The following is an 18489-nucleotide window of genomic DNA, read 5'->3' on the forward strand; positions in this document are numbered from 1 at the left end:
GATTGCGCAAGCGCGGGACTTACAAGCAAGTTCCATGGTCGATATGGAATGGATCGTTCTGCATTGTCGATCTCCATTGCAAAAAAACCGACATCCCATGCCGATTGACTGGCAATGGAATGTCGGCTTTTTGCCGTTAAGCAGCGGTATTACGACCGCAGCAGCGAGAGATCAAACTCGGGAACAAGGCCTTCCTGAGAAGCGCGATGAAGCAGTGCGGTTACAGCGGCATAGCCGTCCTCACCCAAATTCCCCGTGAATTTGTTCACGTACAGATCAATGTGCGCCTGCGCCACCTCGGGAGACAGCTCTTGAGCATGGCTCATCACATAGGGTCTCGATAGCTCCGGATGTGCCCATGCATACTCAACGGATGCGCGAGTCCATTCAGCCAGAGAGGCCAAATCCATGGAACGGCGGGCGATAATGGCGCCGAGCGGGATCGGCAGTCCGGTGTCGCTCTCCCACCAGCTTCCCATATCGGCCAACAGCGTCAGCCCGTAGGAAGGATAAGTGAAGCGGGCTTCATGGATAACAAGCCCTGCATCGATGATACCGTCGCGAACGGCGGGCATAATTTCGTGAAAAGGCATCACGACAATTTCGCCGACTCCGCCCGGAACGTTCTGAGCAGCCCAAAGGCGGAACAACAGGTAAGCGGTGGACCGTTCGCTCGGCACCGCAACGCGGCGGCCGCTGAGCACGGAAGGGTCGCTCGTTGCCGTCAAACGGCCCGACGTAAGGACGAGCGGGCCGCAGCCGCGACCCAGCGCACCGCCGCAAGGCAGCAGCGCATAGTCTTGTAATACCCATGGCAATGCGGCATAAGAGATTTTGAGCACTTCCGGTCCGGTGCCGGATGCTGCCCAGTTGTTCGTGATGTCGATATCGGCATACGTAACCTCAAGCTCAGGTGCGCCGGGAATCAGCCCGTGAACCCAAGCGTGAAAGACGAACGTGTCATTAGGACAAGGTGAAAAGGCAATCTTCATTTCAATACCTCCTGTAGTACGGTACCGGCCGCTTCCAATGCGGCCAAAGCATCCCCGATACGCCATGCCGACCGATCTCTCGGTCCAACGGCGTTCGAGATAGCGCGCAGCTCCAATACGGGCAAGCCGTATTCCTGGGCTGCGCTCGCTGCGCCGAAGCCTTCCATCGCTTCGGCAGCGGCTCCGGGCACGCGCTCGGCTAGCGCGGCCGCCGTAGCAGCGGACCCTGTCACCGTGGACAGGGTGAGCACCGGCCCCAGCTGCGCGGGGATCCCCGCAGCAGCGAGCGCATCCGCCAGCCGCTTCGCCCGGCTGGCGTCAACGGGCACCCTGGACGAGCCGAAGCCGAGCTCGTCCAGGGTGGAGAAGCCCTCAGGCGTCTCGGCGCCGAGGTCGGCGGCGATGATATCGCTCGCTACGACGAGCGAGCCGACTTCCGCCCTACCGCTGAAGCCGCCTGCGATGCCGGCGACGACGACAAGATCGTAGCGCGCGGCAGCCAGCGCTTTCGTCGTGCGGATGGCCGACGTCACCGGCCCCACGCCTGCGGCGATAACCTCAAACCGGGGGTTATCGGCAAGCCCGCGCTGCACGGCGTCTCTTTCGGCGGAGACCGCGGTTACTACGAGGACTTTCAGCTCCTGCGGTTCTTTCATTAGAATGATCTCCTTCATTGAATCAATATAGGCAACCTTCATGACCAGGTAATAGAAATAATAAGCATAAAGAAAATTATAGTACACTTTGCGGAAATTGCAAAGAAACACGCGAGTGATGAGCTGCTGTTCATAAGGAATGCAGTTCACAATTTGAAGCTTGTCGCGGCTAGGAGGCTGTGGTAATATGGATAAAATTTACTTTTCGAACCTTGTCCTTATGAATTCTGCCAGGGATACGGATCTGGATGGTAGAGGGGGAGTTTTGCTATGAAGTCGACTGTATACACCCGCGCGGCCGATTTTCTTGCTGCTGCCGGAGCATTCCTGGAACAAAACGAAGCAGCGAACAATTTATTGCTTGGGTTATCGAATATTTTGGTGCAAAAGGAGCAAAGAGGCGAATCGACAGCCGGAAACCTTTTGTATACCGTGGAAAGCGGCAGCGGAACCCCGATTATGGCCATTCTTTTAAACAGCAAAAATTTAATATTGTACTGTTACGGAGACGATGCGGATACCGAAGCAGCCGTCAAAATGGCAATAGCCGACATCCGGCAGCGTGGATTGGAGGTTCCGGGCGTTGTCGGGCCGGTTGACGCCGCACGCTCATTGGCGCTGGAGTGGGCAGCACAGATGCAGCTGGAGCCGTATGTCCGGATGAATCAGAGAATATACCTGTTGGATCGAGTGAATGAGATTCCCTATGCCCCTGGGAGGTTAAGACAGGCCGGCATGCAAGACCATGAGACGGCGGCAAGCTGGATGTACGACTTTGCGGAATCGGTTAACGAGAACATGTCACGTCAGGAAGCGGCTAACAAAGCTCTCGAGTGCTTGAGGGACGGTTCGTTATATATGTGGCAGGACGACAACGGGATTCCGGTGAGCATGACAAGAAAAACAAGACCGACCCGTAACGGAATCGTCCTTAGCTTTGTTTACACTCCGCCGGAGTGGAGAGGGAAAGGCTATGCATCTTCGTGCGTGGCTTCATTAAGTCATCTTCTGCTGGATGAAGGCTACCGGTATTGCAGCCTGTATACCGATTTGGCGAATCCGACCTCCAATCATATTTATTCCGTGATCGGATATCGTCCCGTCCTGGATTCCGTTTTGTATCGATTCAACAGATTGTAAGGGATCGGTAATCGTTTTTTTTTTGGGGGAAAGGAGCGATGGGGTATCGAAATTCGACGTGCGGATCCTGCAGAAGCCGGGCTCTTAAGCGATATAGCTTTCAAGTCCAAATCGTATTGGCATTATGATGCCATCTATATGCTAGCTGCTAAGGAGCATCTGGTTGTGACGGAGCAGCAGGTCAAAGAGGACGCAGTATATGTTATTGAGGACCGCGGCGTAATTCGCGGTTTCTATTATTTTCGATCGATCGGGTGCGAGGCGGAATTAAAATGGCTGTTCGTTAGTCCCGAATGGATCGGACTTGGACTAGGTAAGCTTCTATGGGAGCACCTGCTGGAAACGGTTAAGAAGGCTGGAATATCGCGATTTCGAATCGTAAGTGATCCGAATGCGGAAGCTTTTTACAGGAAACTAGGCGCTAAGCGAATAGGGTGGGAACCGTCCAGCGCCGATTCTAATTTGCGGCTTCCTTTGCTTGAATTCACATTGGATAATTCCGATGCAAGCTGAAGCGTTGGTGGGCGCAACCCACTCGATTGATTGGCGAATCCGTAAGCAACAGTTTTTTTCTTGAAAAACTATCTTTAGGAGGCCGGACATGCTGCCAATGGAAATCGAAGGTGAACGGTTGAAAGAACAAATTCACTTGCTCCAAGGGAAGAATTGTCAATTAACATTAATAGACAAGGGATACTCCAGCGATCGCAAGTATAGAGTGAGTCTTAGTGAACAGCATTTTCTGCTGCGGGTTTTTGCTGCCAAGAGCTCCGAAAGCAAGCGGCGAGAATACGACGTATTGGCCATGATGGAGGAATATGGAGTAAGGTGCTCCAAGCCTTTGGAATTCGGACAGCTGCCGGAAGCTGAGATCGGTTACATGCTGCTCTCATATGTAGAAGGTGTTGATGCATCGGAGGAGCTGCCCCGTTATTCGGATAGCGTGCAATATCAAATCGGGCTCGAGGCGGGCAAGGAGCTGTGGAAGATGCATCAGCTGCAGGCTCCTCGGCACGCACCGGATTGGTATGAAAGCAAAGTTTCCAAATACCGGCGCTATAGCGAACAATATAAAGCGTGCGGCGTAAGGATCAGAGATGATCATAAAATGATTACTTTTATTGACGAGCATCTGGAGATTATGAAAAACCGGCCTAATTCGTTTCAGCACGATGATTTTCACCTTAGCAATATTATTGTGAAAGAGGGCCGGCTTGCAGGCGTTATTGACTTCAATCGTTACGACTGGGGAGATCCGGTGCACGAATTTTTGAAAATCGGGATGTTCAGCAAGGAAGTCAGCGTACCTTTTTCTATTGGACAAATTCATGGATACTTTGAGGGAAAACAACCTGATGATATGTTCTGGAAGCTGTATTCCTTGTATACCGCTATGACGGTGATTTCGTCCGTTGTCTGGATTTTGAAGGTGAAGCCGGACGAGACCAAGCAAATGCTCAATCGCTTGTATGGCGTACTGGATGACCATGACTACTTTGAGATGGTGAAGCCGCGGTGGTATCGCGATTGATATATGCGCTTTGTTGTCGCTTGGGAGAAACGGGGGTGCTGAATGAGATTATCGGCGATGGCTGCGGCGGCTCCCACCCTCTACCACACGATATGATATGATATGGTGACACGACTAGATACATAGGAGGGATAGAGTTGAAACTGGAGCGCATTGACCATATTGTGTTGACAGTCCGGGACATAGGGGCGGCGATCCGCTTCTATACCGAGGTGTTGGGTATGGAGCCGGTGGAGTTCGGCGGCAGCCGCAAGGCGCTGGTATTCGGGCAGCAAAAGATCAATCTGCATGAAGCAGGCAAAGAATTCGAGCCAAAAGCCAAGCTTCCTACGCCGGGATCCGCCGATGTTTGTTTTATTACTCAGACCCCGCTTGAAGAAGTGTTGATGCAGCTGGAAGCGATGAGCGTCCCTATAGAAGAAGGACCGGTAAAACGAACCGGAGCTATAGGAGATATCGTGTCTGTGTACATCAGAGACCCCGACGATAATCTTATAGAAATATCGAACTACCGGATCTTTTGGTAGAAATTGAAGTTGAAGCCATAGTAAGATCGGGTTCGTAAGCGAATGATGCCTGCTGCAGCAAGTATGGCGGGTAAGGAAAAGGATGATGACATGTCTAAGATGAAAACCACACAGTACTCTTCATACCTGTTGACCAACGTACTCCTGGAAACCGGATATGTATATGAAGACGATCAGGTGACAGGAACGAAAACGGCCATCTTCAATCTGCGCATCGATGATGGAATGATATCGGAAGTGTTGAGCAAGGGAGCCGTTCTGCCTCCCGAGCTGCCGCGCTACGATGCCAGAGGGCTGCTGCTGCTTCCATCGTTCAGAGAAATGCATATTCACCTTGATAAAACATTCTACGGCGGTCCGTGGAGAGCTGTTCGGCCTGCGCCTAACGGAAAATGGGACCGAATCCGCGAGGAGCAGGAGCTGCTGCCGCTGCTCCTGCCAACGGCGCAGGAGAGAGCGGAGAAGCTTATCGAGATGATTTTAGGCTACGGCTCTACCTACGTTAGAAGCCATTGCAATATCGATCCGGTCATTGGCGTGAACAATTTGGAGAGTCTGCTTCGCGCCCTGGATCATTATAAGGATAAAATTTCGCATGAAATCGTCGCATTCCCGCAGCATGGGCTCGTGCGTCCCGAAGTGGCCTCTTCCGTCATTGCTTCTATGAAAGAGGCTATGAGGATGGGAGTGACCCATGTCGGAGGGATCGACCCTGCTACAGTGGACGGGGATATGGAAAAATCGCTGCAGACGATCATCGAGCTTGCCGTAGAATACGAAGCCGGTATTGATATTCATCTCCACGACGGAGGCGAAACCGGATTAAATACGATTCGTCGCCTAGCCGATCTGACGGAGGAAGCCGGACTTCAAGGACGCGTCACCGTCAGCCATGCATTCTCTCTAGCATCCGCCGCTCCGGGAGAAGACAAGGAGCTTGCAGGAAGACTTGCGTCATTGGGCATATCCATAGCCTCATCCGTTCCCGCAGGCAAAGGAATGATGCCAATCCCGCTGCTTATGGCTAACAAGGTCGAGGTCATGCTCGGCAATGACAGCATAATAGACCATTGGTCTCCGTTCGGCACCGGCGATATTTTGCAAAAATCCAATCTGGCTGCACAGCTTTACGGCTGGTCCAGCGAGTATAGTTTGTCCCGTGCTTTGGCACTGGCCACCGGCGGTGTAATACCATTGGACGAGAAGGGCGTACAGGTGTGGCCGGCACCCGGTGTTGAAGCGAGCGGCGTGCTGGTAGACGCCAGCTGCTCGGCGGAAGCCGTGGCAAGACTGCCGAGAAGAGTTGCGGTGTTCCATAGAGGCAATCTGGCCTCGGGCAGCTTGGACGCCGCCCAAACCTTTGCATAGGGAGTACTATGAATAAACCGGAGGTAAGGAAGCATCCTTGATGCGTCTCGCCACCGGTTTTTTTGCATGCCCGTTAACCAAAACAATTTGACAGAAGCGGAATAGGAGAGTACCATACGTGTAAGGTATGGAATAGAGGAATTCGTGTTACGGGGTGATTACATTGGTCAAAAAGAGAAAACAGGCTGCGGTCCCGAGCTCCGCTGCTTCAGATAAACCGGCTACGTTAAAAGATCTGTTGAACCCGTCCATCGTGGAGCAATTGAAGTCTCAGGCGGACCAGATGAAAGCGGAGGAAGCCGAGAAGCGGGAGAATGCCCGCAAAGAAGCGGAAGCAGCCCGCAAGGCTGAACAAAAACGTCTGGAAGGCGATTTCGGTTATTTGCTTGAACAAAGCGGCATGGATTGGCGTAAATACAAGTAAGCGGTCGAATTCGAAGTTCCATTGATTGTCAATTTCAAAATGGAAATCTGAAGAGGGGCGATACCGGTTGCCCTTCTTTTTGTTTGTTTAAAAGCAGTGGAGGAATGATTTATGTATCATGCACAATCGTTAAAACAGAAAGCAGCACTATTTTTTGCCATACTAGGTCCAATCATGATCACGCAAATCAGTTACAATTTGTTGACCGTCATTGACACGATGATGTCAGGGAGAGCAGGGACCAACGATTTGGCTGGCGTTGCGATAGGCGCGAGCCTGTGGATGCCCATTGCCGTCGGCATTAACGGTATTTTGCTTGCCGTCACTCCGATGGTCGCCCAGCTGAATGGCCGGGGAGAAAGCCAACAAATCGGCAGAACCATAAAACAAGCACTATACTTGGCGGTTTTGCTGGCCATGATCGTGCTGGCGGCAGGCAGTATAGGTTTAAATCCCGTTTTATCGGCTATGAAGCTGGATGCTGAAGTACAGCATATTGCCAAACATTTTTTGATCGGACTGGGATTCGGCATCGTCCCGCTGTTTGCAGGGAGCGTTCTTCGTTATAGCTTTGATGCTCACGGCAATACCAAAATAACGATGATGATCATGATCATCGCGGTCCCGTTCAATATGCTGCTCAATTATTTGCTCGTGTTCGGTCATCTCGGCTTTCCGAAGCTGGGAGGTATCGGGGCGGGTTATGCTACGGCGCTCACCTACTGGCTAATATTCCTTATTGGCATCGTGATGACATTCCGAGTTCATCCCATAAGCGCTTACCGATTGTTCAGCAGTTGGACCGCACCATCTTGGAAGGCATGGAAGGAGCAGCTGAAAATTGGGGTTCCTATGGGACTTTCCGTCTTTTTTGAATCCAGCATTTTTTCTATTGTAACATTGCTGATGGGGATGATGTTCGATACCGTCACGATTGCTGCGCATCAATCCGCGATCAATTTTACTTCCCTTTTGTTTATGATGCCGCTTAGCATATCGATGACGCTCACCATTCTTGTTGCCTATGAGATCGGAGCGGGACGTCTTGCGGACGCAAGACAGTACAGCAGCTTCGGCGTTTCGTGCGCAGTCGGCATTTTGGGCGTCAGCTCCGTGTTCTTGTACTTGTTCCGGGAACAGATCGCCTATTTCTATTCGGACAACCCGGAAGTCGTCGGGCTTACGATGCATTTTTTCATCTTCGCCATCTTCTACCAGCTATCCGATGCGGCCCAAGCTGCCTTACAGGGGGTGCTGCGCGGCTATAAAGACGTAACCGTCCCTTTTATAACCGCTCTGGTATCCTATTGGGTCGTCGGTATCCCTTCTGGCTATTTGCTGGCGGTATATACAGATCTGGGTCCGTTCGGGTATTGGGTCGGAATTACAATCGGTTTGACATTGGCGGCCGTAGGCTTCTTCATGCGGCTGCTGCTCATCCAGAGGAAGGAAGTTAAAGCGTTCATAAAAGCTGCATAAAGATGATGGATCAAGAGCCCTCGAGGCTCTTTTTTTTCGTTAATCAGGCTGACTTAGAAATGTAAGAGGGGGGAGATTAGTTTTAAACTACTGCCGATAAAAATAGATTTTGTAAAAAAGATTGGAGAAAATGATTAATAGCATTAAATATTAGGTTCATTAATCAAGTGAATAAGATGTTAATATTGTGCAAATGTAAGTGAATAAATTGCATCCTAAACAGTGAACAGGATATAGTATGATAGGAAATGTAAGCGCTTTTTTACCCATTCAAAGTATGTAATGCCAGTCCGATTTACCATGTAAAAGGCGGTTAACTTAAGAGGGGGAACAAGCATGAAGAAAAACGTAGCAAAGATGGTCTCACTATCTCTAGGTTTGGTCATGTTAGTAAGCGGTTGCAGCGGAAGCGGCCAAGCACCATCATCCGCCCCGGCAGACACAAGTACGCCCAAAGCCAGCAATGAACCGGTGACGCTCATTTTTTTCACGGCGCAAAACTCTGTTTATGCAGATGAAAGCGGGTTCGAGAATGAGATCGGGCAATACATCAAGAAGAAATTCCCCAATGTAACGATTCAGCATATTCATAAAGGAAAAGGCCAAGATTACGCCGATCTGGTCGCGGCAGGAACAATTCCGGACATCGTGCTGGAGTCCAAGAGCAATATTTTATCCCGTATCAAAGAATTTGACTTGGCTCTCGATTTGTCTGAGCTGATCAAGAAGCATAATTTCGATCTGAACCGAATCGATGATGCGGCGCTTGCACAGGTGCGTAACGCCAACCCGGAGGGGCAGCTGTGGGGATTGCCGTTTACTCTCAGTAATATCGTCATGTTCTACAACAAAGATTTGTTCGATAAATTCGGCGTTCCGTATCCGAAAGACGGTATGACATGGGATGAAGTGTACGATATTGCGAAGAAAATGTCGCGAACGGTGGACGGAGTGGATTATAAAGGTCTGTCTGCGCATCCGGGTGTGATGATGGGTTATAATCAGCTGTCGCTCAATCCTTTGGATTTGAAGGAGAACAAAGCGGCTATCAATACCGAGAAGTGGAAGCAGCTAATCGAAAATTTCAAACGGTTCTATGATATTCCAAGCAACGCATATACGAATATCGATGACTTCCCTAAAGGTCAGACGGCTATCGGTGTCCATGTTGCAGAGAAGGTAACAAGCTGGTACAACGCCAACAAAGATTTGAACTTCGATCTCGCGTCTCCGCCTTCCTTCAAAGAGCTGCCCAATACCGGCATGCAGCCTAATACATATTCGCTTTTCGTAACGAAGAACTCGAAATATAAAGATCAAGCCTTCCAGATTGTCCAGCACTTATTGTCGGAAGAAGTCCAGTCCGAGCTGTCCAAGCAGGGGATCGTGACTCCGCTCAAGAGCAAGCCGGTCCGCGATTTGTACGGTCAAAGCTTGCCGCAGCTCAAAGGCAAAAACACCGGTGCCGTGTATTACAGCAAAAATGCTCAACCGCCGGCTGCCCGTGCTAACGGACTCGTAGATTACAACGTGAATACGGCCAAAATTTTCGACAACATCTATAAAAGCAGCATGGATGTCAATTCGGCTATCCGCGCTGTCGAGGAAGAATCCAACATTGCCATTCAGCAGCTGGTGAATCAGAAGAAGTAACGGAAAAAAGCAGCCTTCGGGCTGCTTTTTTGTGGTAATCACACATAGGGCAATTGGATTCATTCGTTTTAATGCTAATGATATAATAATGTAGGAAATGGCATTGTAATATGGAAAATTAACCATATAGTGTATATAGAGTCATTCGGATGGGATTTGAATAACTGAGTTTAATAATCCAGAAAACATTGATTGGTGGTTAGTGACAAGTATGTTTGAAATTATTGACTTTAAAAGTGGGAAAGTTGTTTTAAATGATCTGGATTTTGATCCGAACCTATCTTACGAAGAGCAAATTTGGTCATTTAAGGAAGATATTCTTCAAGTTCGATACCATAATGGATTTATATTGGATGTCGGATGGTACCCGGAATTCAATCTCGAGATTGGCAGTTTTAATATAGTTGTAGTACAGATGGATGACTGGTTAAATCCTATTTTCGAAAGGCGAACGCAAGATCTCCATAAATTATATAGCTGCATAATTGAAGCTATTGATGTAGCCAAAGCAGCACATTTTAATTCTTGTTAAGCTTCTTTCTAATTCTTTTTTTCATTTGTTCACCCATCGTTAGAATCAACTGAAAGTACACGGTTTTTAATTATACCATCTTTGGACTGTAGAATTCTTTTTTAAAATTTCAATTTAATATTACGGTAATAATGGCCTTCGGGCTGCTTTTTTTGTGTATAAATTATTTTATGCAGTTAAACAAGCAACTAATTTTTAGTTAGCATCTTGTTAAAATACAAAGCATATGGTAAAATCCAAACTAATTGAAAAAGGATCTTCGGGGCAGGGTGCAATTCCCGACCGGCGGTAAAGGGTCGTACGTCATGACCCGCAGCCCGCGACTCGTTCATCGTGTTAGCCGCGATGCACGACTGATTTGGTGAAACTCCAAAGCCGACGGTATAGTCCGGATGGGAGAAGGTCAAAACAAGTTTGTAGTTTGGTGCGTTCACTTTGATGTGAAAAAACGTTCCAGATCCAAGCCTGTTTCAGTATGCCCCGTTGTCATTATGATAACGGGGCTGACTTCTTTCGAAGCTTCCTTTTCAAAAATAAGGAGGTTGGATTGGATATGGAAAATGTATCATCGATTAACCCGTCCGTACGGCAAGAGCCGTCCCGCACGGGAATCCGCAACGGAGTATGGCTGGTTGCACTGGGAGCTGCACTGTGGGGCGTAGACCCGCTATTCCGCATTTTGCTGCTTAAGTATTTTACATCGACTCAGATCGTACTTATCGAACACGTGCTTTTGCTATTTTACTCCGTACCGATATTGTGGCTGTACCGTAAATCGCTCCGCGGCTTGAACCTGCGCCATATTGGTGCATTGCTGTTTATATCCTGGGGCGGCTCTGCTATCGCGACGATCATGTTCACTTCAGCTTTTGCGCATGGTGATTTGAACGGCGTACTATTGCTGCAAAAGCTCCAGCCATTGTTCGCCATCCTGATGGCAAGATGGATTTTGAAGGAAATGCTTCCGGCACGGTTTTTCATTCTGGTTATTGTGGCTCTGGCGGGCACGTACTTGCTGACGTTCGGCATAACGTTTCCTTTTGACGGACTTTCCCGTTTTGGGGTGATCGGGGGTCTGTTATCGATAGGTGCTGCAGCTTTGTGGGGCGGATCTACGGTTATGGGGCGTTTGCTGCTTGATAAAATGCCGTTTGAAGCCGTTACGGCGCTGCGCTTTACGCTAGCCTTGCCGCTGCTGTTCGCAACTGCCTGGGTTGGAGGAGAGAGCTGGAACTGGCCGGCTCAACCGACCGAATGGTTCGCCGTTTCGGTAAATATGCTGCTGCAAGCCTTTTTGCCCGGATTATTGAGCTTGCTCCTGTACTACAAAGGACTCTCAGGGACCAAAGCATCGTATGCCACACTAGCGGAGCTGTTCTTTCCGGCCATCGGTGTGCTGGTGAATTGGCTTGTATTCCAACAGCAAATTACAGTGGCGCAAGTCGCCGGCTTCCTGTTGATCTGGTTCATGCTGTTCCAGCTGTCCAGGCAGCAGGACGGGAAGCAAGAGAGCACCGTAGCGATGCAGCAAGCAGCAAGTTAAGTAAGGAAAACCGTCCTGGATCAGGACGGTTATTTTTTTCCTCTATTCTATAGGCACTCCGTCTTCCATCTCACCGGGTTCGCCATAATTGCGCAGAGGAGTCTCATCGTCTACCCGAAATCCTGGGCGCTCATGCGCTGTCGTATCTTCATACAGCGTTTGCGGATTACCGTCGGTTTCTCTGTCCACTTGTTCGTTGGGCACGGGATTAATACCTCCTTATAGACTGGGAAGTCATCCTTTTTGTCGGAATTGCAGTCCGATAGGGATGGTGTCCAGTAGATCCATATCGTCGTTCTCGTAATAATTCTCATCGTCCGAATGCAGCACAGGGGTGTTCATGATCTCGGCAGCTTCCCCGTCCGTTAAATCTCTGTCGAATTTCTCTTCAAGCCGTTTCTTGTCATCTGCTTCCATCGATACTCATCCTTTCGCTTCGGGAAAACATTCATCTCTCTTAGGGTAAACGGAACGGTTGATTTTATTCCTTTTCTTTCAGGAAACCGCCAATTTCGTATTGCATAATGTTGACAAATACGATGTAATGAAAAGTGTAGTTCAATCCCGATCATACGAGGGGGCATACATTGTGAATGCAGATGGTTCCAAAGGACATGCAACTCCAAGCATTAAAGAAATGCTCGTAATTCCTGTAGCCGGACATGACAGTATGCTGCTTAATCTCAGTGGAGCCCATAGTCCGTTCTTTACCCGTAATGTCGTCATATTGAAGGACGATGCAGGCCGTGTAGGAGTGGGTGAGGTACCTGGCGGAGAAAAAATTCGCGTAACGTTAGAGGAGGCCAAGCCTCTTGTGCTGGGTCAAAGGATTGGCGCGTACAACCAGGTTCTTGGCAATGTTCGCCGAACGTTCGCCGATAGGGATGCCGAGGGGCGAGGGAAGCAGACGTTTGACCTGCGTACGACGATTCACGCCGTTACAGCATTGGAAGCGGCCATGCTAGACTTGTTGGGGCAATTTCTAGAAGTGCCGGCGGCAGCTTTGCTCGGTGAAGGTCAGCAGCGGGATGACGTCGAGATGCTCGGATACTTGTTCTACATCGGAGATCGGATGAAGACGGATCTTTCTTATCGCAGCGAGCTGGACTCCCAAGATGAGTGGTTTCGATTACGCAATGAGGAAGCGCTTACAGCAACATCTATATTACGTCTTGCCGAAGCTGCTCACGAGAAGTACGGCTTTCACGACTTTAAGCTAAAAGGCGGCGTGCTTCGTGGTGAAGAAGAGATCGAAGCGGTTACGCTGCTTGCTGAGCACTTCCCGCAGGCACGGATCACGCTGGATCCTAACGGCGCATGGTCTCTGGACGAAGCCATACGGCTATGCCGCAACAAGCATTCGGTTCTTGCCTATGCCGAGGATCCGTGCGGAGCGGAAAAGGGCTACTCCGGACGTGAAGTGCTGGCAGAGTTTCGACGAGCAACCGGACTTAAGACGGCGACGAATATGATTGCGTGCGATTGGCGCGAGCTGGGACACGCCGTACAGCTTCAATCAGTGGACATTCCTTTGGCGGACCCGCATTTCTGGACCATGCAGGGCTCGGTGCGGGTTTCCCAGCTGTGCGCCGAATGGGGGATGACATGGGGTTCTCATTCTAATAATCATTTTGATATATCTCTTGCCATGTTCACACATGTCGCTGCCGCCGCTCCGGGTAAGATTACTGCAATCGATACCCACTGGATATGGCAGGACGGCCAGCGGTTAACCAAGGAGCCTCTCAAGATTGTTGGCGGGAAGGTGAAGGTGCCCGACAAGCCGGGACTCGGCATCGAGGTGGATATGGAACGGATCGAGGAGGCACATCAGCTGTATAAAAGTATGGGACTTGGCGCGAGAGATGATGCCAAAGCGATGCAATATTTAATCCCCGGATGGACCTTCGATCCCAAACGGCCTTGTCTTGTAAGATCATAACAAAAAAAGATTGGGTTTGGCGTGAAGCCAAGCCCAATCTTTTTGATTTATTACAAAGTCAATCCGCCGTCAACGGCTATAACGGAACCGGTCATATAGCTGGATGCAGGAGAAGCGAGGAAAGCGACCATCTCGGCCAGCTCGGCAGGTTCTGCATAGCGGCCCATCCGCATGTTCGGAAGCTCTTCCGGCACATAGCCGGTTTGCGCGAACATATCGGCGACGGCAGCGGTCAATGCTGTTGCGACGCCGCCAGGGCAAATGGCATTGACGCGAATGCCTTTCTTCACATACTCCAGCGCGGCGGATTTGGTTAGGCCGATCACGGCGTGCTTGCTTGCCGAGTAAGCCGCGAGGCTGTGCTCGCTGCGGAGTCCGGCCGTCGATGCCGTATTGATGATCGAGCCGCCGCCTTGCTGCTCCATGACGGGAATGATATATTTCAGACCGAAGAAAATACCTTTGACGTTGACCGACATGATCCGGTCGAATTCCGCTTCTTCAATTTGGGTAAGCGGCGCGAAAGTTTGCAGTACGCCGGCGTTATTAAAAAATACGTCGATACGCCCGTAAGCTTCCAACGATTTGGCAACATAATTCTGCACATCTGCAGCAACAGCTACATTAGCTTGTACGAATATGCTCTCGCCTCCGGCTTGCCGGATCAGCTGAACGGTTTCTTCTCCGGTTTCCACATTATAATCTACCACTACAACCTTAAATCCGTTAGCAGCCAGCTTCAAGCTGGACGCACGTCCAATTCCGCTTCCTGCTCCGGTAACAACGGCAACCTGGTTCCTATTCGTCATGATCATCGTCTCCTTAGGTATGATTTATATAATATCAATGCGATAGTACGACTATCATTACGATATCAATCATATCATTGCTTAGTCCACAATGCAACACCTCCCATCATGTTGACACTGGAACCAAGTTTTGATAGCATGGCTATCAAATCAACGATCGAAGGGACGTGAAAGGATCGTATGGGTCCCAAAAACAGATGGGAGCAGGAGCGGCTGGAAGGGAAGAATCAGCGGCTTACGGATATATTAGAGGCGGCCAAACGGGTATTCGTCCGCAAAGGGCTCGATAAGAGCACGATGCAGGATGTAGCGAAGGAAGCCAATATCGGAGTGGCGACCGTCTTTCGCTATTTTCCTAAGAAGGAGAAGCTGATCGTAGCCGTAGCAACGCAAATTCTTGAATCTCAAATGTCTGCTTTCGAAGTAATTGCGCAAATGCCGGTACCTTGTCTCGTCAAGGTCGAGAAGCTGTTGGATTTGTTCATTTCGTTCGTGACAGAAGAGCATAGCGACAATACGAAGCTGATTGAAGCATTCGAGAGCTACACTTCATTGCTGCATGAGCCCATGGAGGATATAGCCGCGTATGAGGAGGTTTCGAGAAGGCTGAACGGCATTTATTCCGACATTTTCGCCCAGGGTCAGACCGACGGGTCGATCCGTTCGGACATTTCAGTCGATGCCTATTTGCGGTCCATAGCCAATACGTTCGGCACGGTATCGAAGAAGCTGTCGGCACAAAGGTACCACATCCTGCCGCACCTTAAGATGGAGCCCGAGGAGCAGCTTCATATATTAAAACGAATCTTTCTTGATTTCTTAAGAGCCTGACCCTGATACGCCGTAAAACGCAATAAAACGTGCCTGCCATTGCAACGATGCAATAGCGGCACGTTTTCATTTAATAATGACATTGCCGAAGGGCAGCAGCTCTCTCAGTATCCTTTTGAACAGACTGTCGTCCTGCAGATGAGCCATCAGCTCGTGATCGCGGCTGCCGGTCTGAATCAGGATCGGCCCCGTTCCGGTAATTTCCCACTGTACATTCATATGCTGGCTTGCCAGCTGATTTCCATAGACGGATAGCCGGATCTTGGCATTCTGCGGATAAGCGACCAAGGCGCTTTTGTCGACGAAAATCGGTTTGACCGGATCGAGGTGCAGCGTGGCCAGATCACCGGCAGTCAGCAGTCCGACAACTCCAAGACCCGTGAACCGTACACGGACCAAATCGCGTGTAATCCAGGCTGTTTTCATTTTTTGGATGACACTTTTCATGGATAATGATTCCGAGAACATCATCACATGCCGCAGATCGAACAGAAGCTCCTCCTGTTCACCGAGGTCGACGGTATTCAGAGAGCAGCCGGCCGGAATACCGAGAATCATTTGGCAGGGACCTCGAAGCAGGGAGCGGATCCACTTCTTTTTGCCGTATACTCCTGTCAAATTCATCAGCTGATCCTGACGGTTCTGAGGCATGCCTTGGTACGCGATAATCGACTTGGGATGCAGGATGTACAGAGATTCCGCTTCCTCCATCGATACGCGGACATGCTCTAATGGCGGGGGTGCACTTATGTTCATGAGCCGAGGGTCGAGCCGCTGCCTTGGCTTCTTTGCCTGCGCCATACGGTAAACCGCCAAATGCGGACGGATAAAATATAAAGCGCAATCAGCAGTACCGCAGCGGCACCAATGCTGATCCAGGTACGGCGGTTTGATTCTCGCTCCTGCTTCATTTGTTCCAGCTGCTTGAGCAGTTCGGAGTTTTGGCTGGCAAGCATTTCAGAGTATTGCTGAGCTTCCTTGAGCTTTTGCTCCTGTTCGGATAGCTGCTGCATCGTCGAATCGTATTTTTCCTGAAGCTCATTTACTTTATCGGGCATGTTGTATACGTCTTTGACTTTGTCCCAGAAGCCGGCTTCGACGGGAGCGGCCGCTTGAAAGCCAATCATAATAAAAAGAGCGATAACCCAGCATAAGACCGGAAAAAGCCTGCCTCTCATTTCTCCTACGCTCCTTGTCCAGATGATAGATTACCTTCATTTTACTTCATTTTTCGACAATGCGCCATGCCGTGAGTCACCATCCTATTCCAATACGATTCATACAAATTTAATGGGAAAATGCTGCGCCGAAGCGTAACTTGTGGAGCCTTCTCTCGTCTAATGTGTTATGGAATGAGGAAAGGTGTGGGACGATGCTGAAGAAAACTATGCTGGCCAGTCTGATCAGCCTAATGGCAGCCTCCGTACTGCCACTGCAGGCAGGAGCGGCTGGAAATACGGTCCAGGTACGGATAACGGAATTTCCAGTAAAAGTAAATGGTCAGATCATTAATAACACGCAGATGGAATATCCGTTTCTCATTTATAAAGATATTACCTATCTTCCACTGAATTGGGATTTGCTGAGGGAACTGGAGTTGTCCAGCGAATGGAGCGATACAGAGGGCTTGAAAATATACCGGACCTGCTGCGCTAACGATTACGGGGATATCCCGGCACTGGAGAAGCCTCCTCTCACGCAAGCCGGGACGGCGAACAATGCGATCAAACGTTCATACAATGCCGTACCAAGCTCCTATCCCATTGAAATCAGAGGGATGCCTGTCGATAATACGGCTCAAACGTATCCATTTCTGCAATTCCGGGACGTGACCTATATGCCTCTGACGTGGGACTTGGCTCATCTCAAGCTCATGATGGATTTACAGTGGAGTCCGGAGGAGGGCTTAAGCATGTGGGGCGGAGAGGATCGCGTTATGCAGCAGATCGTTTATGACGATGAAGAATCGCTATATATCAGCACTACGGGCACTAATAAGGAGAAAACGATGCTCAAGGTGAGCAAATCGCTGTCTGCTGCGCCGGAATGGCTGGAGACAGGAGAGGAGCAGGCGATACGTGAGAAAGCCGAGCAATCCGGGGACACGAACCGGGTGGAGGGAAAGGAAGCGGTTATAGAGAGGGATGGCAATACGCTTCGTTATAATAACATGACCTTGTCCGAGCTGCGGGACGAGGAAAAGAACGAATTGGGAGGCACCACGCTGCGAATAGAAGGAACGCTGTACGACATTGACGATAGACGTAAGCTGCTTGCCGTATATACGTATTACCCCATTGCCGTAATCGGACCGCCTCCTCATAGCAGGTATCAATTGTTCTCTATAGTTGACGGGAAACTGAAGGCAGTGACTGAATATCCCTATTTACCCGAGCTTGTGCTGAAAAATGCCGATGGAACCGTCTGGATCGCCCGCGACAGGCAGCCGTTCCGGAATTTATACTATCTCAACTCAGGACTTCTGGCATTGATGGATACCGATGGTTCGATTCGACTTGCCAACGAGCTGTGGGACGAACAGGATGTCTCTCCCGTCGGGATTCGGAAGTTAACCGGGAATCCTGTGGATTCGAAAGGAAGTCTAATAGTCCGCTTGTACGGAAAATCGAGGAAAGTTGCAGAGGGGGGCGCAGTCGATCCTTCCTCCGGCCGATTTCCACTGACGGTGGAGTACGGAGATCCTGAAAAAGACGGATTGTATGAGGTGGATACAAGCCTTCAATTGAAAAAACTGTCAGGAGCACCCGATCCGATGGACGATATCGCCTTCTATAGAGACCGTAGTGGTAATGTTTTTTCTATCAATCGCTACAGTAATACATTGACCAACTGGACGAAGCACGAATCGCGTACGTGGACCGATAAGGAGCTGCTGAAGCAACGTTAGCCGTACTCAAAGGTTTCGATCTTCTCATCCGCCGGATAGCGATAGCTGGACCGGCGGATTTTTTGTTGCGGATTTCCCATATTCGCCGCTTGCTATACCGGGTTCCTTGCGCTAAGATGAAGAAAATAACCGTTTTCAAACGGTTGGTGTCGAA

Annotated in this window: 20 protein-coding genes and 1 riboswitch; of the genes, 13 read left to right on the plus strand and 7 right to left on the minus strand. The window is 49.8% G+C overall.

Annotated elements, in window-relative coordinates:
- Positions 1-149: 149 nt before the first annotated feature.
- Complete coding sequence (locus DVH26_RS18050; RefSeq protein WP_239635148.1) at positions 150-992, minus strand: 1,4-dihydroxy-6-naphtoate synthase; 843 nt, start codon at positions 990-992, stop codon at positions 150-152.
- Positions 989-1666: a futalosine hydrolase gene (locus DVH26_RS18055; RefSeq protein ID WP_239635412.1), complete on the minus strand. Its 678-nt coding sequence runs from the start codon at positions 1664-1666 to the stop codon at positions 989-991. The genes DVH26_RS18050 and DVH26_RS18055 overlap by 4 nt, the downstream gene beginning before the upstream one ends.
- Positions 1667-1918: 252 nt before the next feature.
- On the opposite strand from DVH26_RS18055, the gene DVH26_RS18060 reads away from it, so the two are divergent.
- The 10 genes from DVH26_RS18060 to DVH26_RS18105 all read left to right on the plus strand — a co-directional run bounded on the left by DVH26_RS18060 (position 1919) and on the right by DVH26_RS18105 (position 11845).
- The gene (locus DVH26_RS18060; protein WP_239635149.1) at positions 1919-2788 is read left to right on the plus strand and encodes a GNAT family N-acetyltransferase; all 870 of its coding nucleotides are present in this window, start codon (positions 1919-1921) and stop codon (positions 2786-2788) included.
- A gap of 138 nt (positions 2789-2926) precedes the next feature.
- Positions 2927-3301, plus strand: coding sequence for a GNAT family N-acetyltransferase (locus DVH26_RS18065; RefSeq protein ID WP_239635150.1), 375 nt, complete (start codon positions 2927-2929; stop codon positions 3299-3301).
- Positions 3302-3389: 88 nt separating this feature from the next.
- On the plus strand, positions 3390-4319 hold the full coding sequence (locus tag DVH26_RS18070) for an aminoglycoside phosphotransferase family protein (protein WP_239635151.1): 930 nt from the start codon (positions 3390-3392) through the stop codon (positions 4317-4319).
- Between the two features lie 137 nt (positions 4320-4456).
- The gene (locus tag DVH26_RS18075) at positions 4457-4846 is read left to right on the plus strand and encodes a VOC family protein (protein ID WP_239635152.1); all 390 of its coding nucleotides are present in this window, start codon (positions 4457-4459) and stop codon (positions 4844-4846) included.
- A gap of 99 nt (positions 4847-4945) precedes the next feature.
- On the plus strand, positions 4946-6214 hold the full coding sequence (locus DVH26_RS18080) for an amidohydrolase (protein ID WP_239635413.1): 1269 nt from the start codon (positions 4946-4948) through the stop codon (positions 6212-6214).
- A 163-nt stretch (positions 6215-6377) separates the two neighbouring features.
- Positions 6378-6638: a YqkE family protein gene (locus tag DVH26_RS18085; protein ID WP_239635153.1), complete on the plus strand. Its 261-nt coding sequence runs from the start codon at positions 6378-6380 to the stop codon at positions 6636-6638.
- Between the two features lie 111 nt (positions 6639-6749).
- Positions 6750-8117 carry an MATE family efflux transporter gene (locus DVH26_RS18090; RefSeq protein ID WP_239635154.1) on the plus strand — a complete coding sequence of 456 codons (1368 nt, stop codon included), beginning with the start codon at positions 6750-6752 and terminating at the stop codon, positions 8115-8117.
- A 336-nt stretch (positions 8118-8453) separates the two neighbouring features.
- A complete protein-coding gene (locus DVH26_RS18095) occupies positions 8454-9770 on the plus strand; it encodes an ABC transporter substrate-binding protein (RefSeq protein WP_239635155.1) in 1317 nt (438 codons plus the stop codon).
- A 211-nt stretch (positions 9771-9981) separates the two neighbouring features.
- Positions 9982-10302, plus strand: coding sequence for a hypothetical protein (locus DVH26_RS18100; RefSeq protein ID WP_239635156.1), 321 nt, complete (start codon positions 9982-9984; stop codon positions 10300-10302).
- Between the two features lie 251 nt (positions 10303-10553).
- A riboswitch (FMN riboswitch) is annotated at positions 10554-10710 on the plus strand.
- Between the two features lie 145 nt (positions 10711-10855).
- The gene (locus DVH26_RS18105; RefSeq protein ID WP_239635157.1) at positions 10856-11845 is read left to right on the plus strand and encodes a DMT family transporter; all 990 of its coding nucleotides are present in this window, start codon (positions 10856-10858) and stop codon (positions 11843-11845) included.
- Positions 11846-11887: 42 nt separating this feature from the next.
- On the opposite strand, the gene DVH26_RS18110 is transcribed toward DVH26_RS18105, so the two are convergent.
- Together DVH26_RS18110 and DVH26_RS18115 are read right to left on the minus strand one after the other, a co-directional pair.
- A complete protein-coding gene (locus DVH26_RS18110) occupies positions 11888-12049 on the minus strand; it encodes a hypothetical protein (protein WP_239635158.1) in 162 nt (53 codons plus the stop codon).
- A gap of 30 nt (positions 12050-12079) precedes the next feature.
- Complete coding sequence (locus DVH26_RS18115) at positions 12080-12262, minus strand: hypothetical protein (RefSeq protein ID WP_239635159.1); 183 nt, start codon at positions 12260-12262, stop codon at positions 12080-12082.
- Positions 12263-12482: 220 nt separating this feature from the next.
- On the opposite strand from DVH26_RS18115, the gene gudD reads away from it, so the two are divergent.
- Positions 12483-13787, plus strand: coding sequence for a glucarate dehydratase (gene gudD, locus DVH26_RS18120; protein WP_239635414.1), 1305 nt, complete (start codon positions 12483-12485; stop codon positions 13785-13787).
- Between the two features lie 50 nt (positions 13788-13837).
- Here the strand turns inward: gudD and DVH26_RS18125 are convergent, their stop codons facing one another.
- Positions 13838-14596, minus strand: coding sequence for an SDR family NAD(P)-dependent oxidoreductase (locus tag DVH26_RS18125; RefSeq protein WP_239635160.1), 759 nt, complete (start codon positions 14594-14596; stop codon positions 13838-13840).
- A 180-nt stretch (positions 14597-14776) separates the two neighbouring features.
- Between DVH26_RS18125 and DVH26_RS18130 the strand changes: the two genes are divergently transcribed.
- Entirely contained in the window at positions 14777-15427 is a 651-nt protein-coding gene (locus DVH26_RS18130; protein WP_239635161.1) for a TetR/AcrR family transcriptional regulator, read from the plus strand.
- 66 nt (positions 15428-15493) lie between these two features.
- On the opposite strand, the gene DVH26_RS18135 is transcribed toward DVH26_RS18130, so the two are convergent.
- Together DVH26_RS18135 and DVH26_RS18140 are read right to left on the minus strand one after the other, a co-directional pair.
- The gene (locus DVH26_RS18135; RefSeq protein ID WP_239635162.1) at positions 15494-16228 is read right to left on the minus strand and encodes an AIM24 family protein; all 735 of its coding nucleotides are present in this window, start codon (positions 16226-16228) and stop codon (positions 15494-15496) included.
- A complete protein-coding gene (locus DVH26_RS18140) occupies positions 16180-16605 on the minus strand; it encodes a hypothetical protein (RefSeq protein WP_239635163.1) in 426 nt (141 codons plus the stop codon). Before DVH26_RS18140 ends, DVH26_RS18135 begins: the two co-directional genes overlap by 49 nt.
- A 194-nt stretch (positions 16606-16799) precedes the next feature.
- On the opposite strand from DVH26_RS18140, the gene DVH26_RS18145 reads away from it, so the two are divergent.
- A complete protein-coding gene (locus DVH26_RS18145) occupies positions 16800-18335 on the plus strand; it encodes a hypothetical protein (protein WP_239635164.1) in 1536 nt (511 codons plus the stop codon).
- Positions 18336-18489 lie beyond the last annotated feature (154 nt).

This window comes from Paenibacillus sp. H1-7 (genome assembly GCF_022354825.1).
Classification (GTDB): domain Bacteria; phylum Bacillota; class Bacilli; order Paenibacillales; family NBRC-103111; genus Paenibacillus_S.

What these genes read in the sequence shown, in the direction of transcription:
- DVH26_RS18050 (WP_239635148.1), bottom strand. Translation starts at nt 992, where the DNA reads ATGAAGATTGCCTTTTCACCTTGTCCTAATGACACGTTCGTCTTTCAC.
- DVH26_RS18055 (WP_239635412.1), bottom strand. Translation starts at nt 1,666, where the DNA reads ATGAAGGAGATCATTCTAATGAAAGAACCGCAGGAGCTGAAAGTCCTC.
- DVH26_RS18060 (WP_239635149.1), top strand. Translation starts at nt 1,919, where the DNA reads ATGAAGTCGACTGTATACACCCGCGCGGCCGATTTTCTTGCTGCTGCC.
- DVH26_RS18065 (WP_239635150.1), top strand. Translation starts at nt 2,927, where the DNA reads ATGCTAGCTGCTAAGGAGCATCTGGTTGTGACGGAGCAGCAGGTCAAA.
- DVH26_RS18070 (WP_239635151.1), top strand. Translation starts at nt 3,390, where the DNA reads ATGCTGCCAATGGAAATCGAAGGTGAACGGTTGAAAGAACAAATTCAC.
- DVH26_RS18080 (WP_239635413.1), top strand. Translation starts at nt 4,946, where the DNA reads ATGAAAACCACACAGTACTCTTCATACCTGTTGACCAACGTACTCCTG.
- DVH26_RS18090 (WP_239635154.1), top strand. Translation starts at nt 6,750, where the DNA reads ATGTATCATGCACAATCGTTAAAACAGAAAGCAGCACTATTTTTTGCC.
- DVH26_RS18095 (WP_239635155.1), top strand. Translation starts at nt 8,454, where the DNA reads ATGAAGAAAAACGTAGCAAAGATGGTCTCACTATCTCTAGGTTTGGTC.
- DVH26_RS18100 (WP_239635156.1), top strand. Translation starts at nt 9,982, where the DNA reads ATGTTTGAAATTATTGACTTTAAAAGTGGGAAAGTTGTTTTAAATGAT.
- DVH26_RS18105 (WP_239635157.1), top strand. Translation starts at nt 10,856, where the DNA reads ATGGAAAATGTATCATCGATTAACCCGTCCGTACGGCAAGAGCCGTCC.
- DVH26_RS18115 (WP_239635159.1), bottom strand. Translation starts at nt 12,262, where the DNA reads ATGGAAGCAGATGACAAGAAACGGCTTGAAGAGAAATTCGACAGAGAT.
- gudD (WP_239635414.1), top strand. Translation starts at nt 12,483, where the DNA reads ATGCTCGTAATTCCTGTAGCCGGACATGACAGTATGCTGCTTAATCTC.
- DVH26_RS18125 (WP_239635160.1), bottom strand. Translation starts at nt 14,596, where the DNA reads ATGACGAATAGGAACCAGGTTGCCGTTGTTACCGGAGCAGGAAGCGGA.
- DVH26_RS18130 (WP_239635161.1), top strand. Translation starts at nt 14,777, where the DNA reads ATGGGTCCCAAAAACAGATGGGAGCAGGAGCGGCTGGAAGGGAAGAAT.
- DVH26_RS18135 (WP_239635162.1), bottom strand. Translation starts at nt 16,228, where the DNA reads ATGGCGCAGGCAAAGAAGCCAAGGCAGCGGCTCGACCCTCGGCTCATG.
- DVH26_RS18140 (WP_239635163.1), bottom strand. Translation starts at nt 16,605, where the DNA reads ATGAGAGGCAGGCTTTTTCCGGTCTTATGCTGGGTTATCGCTCTTTTT.
- DVH26_RS18145 (WP_239635164.1), top strand. Translation starts at nt 16,800, where the DNA reads ATGCTGAAGAAAACTATGCTGGCCAGTCTGATCAGCCTAATGGCAGCC.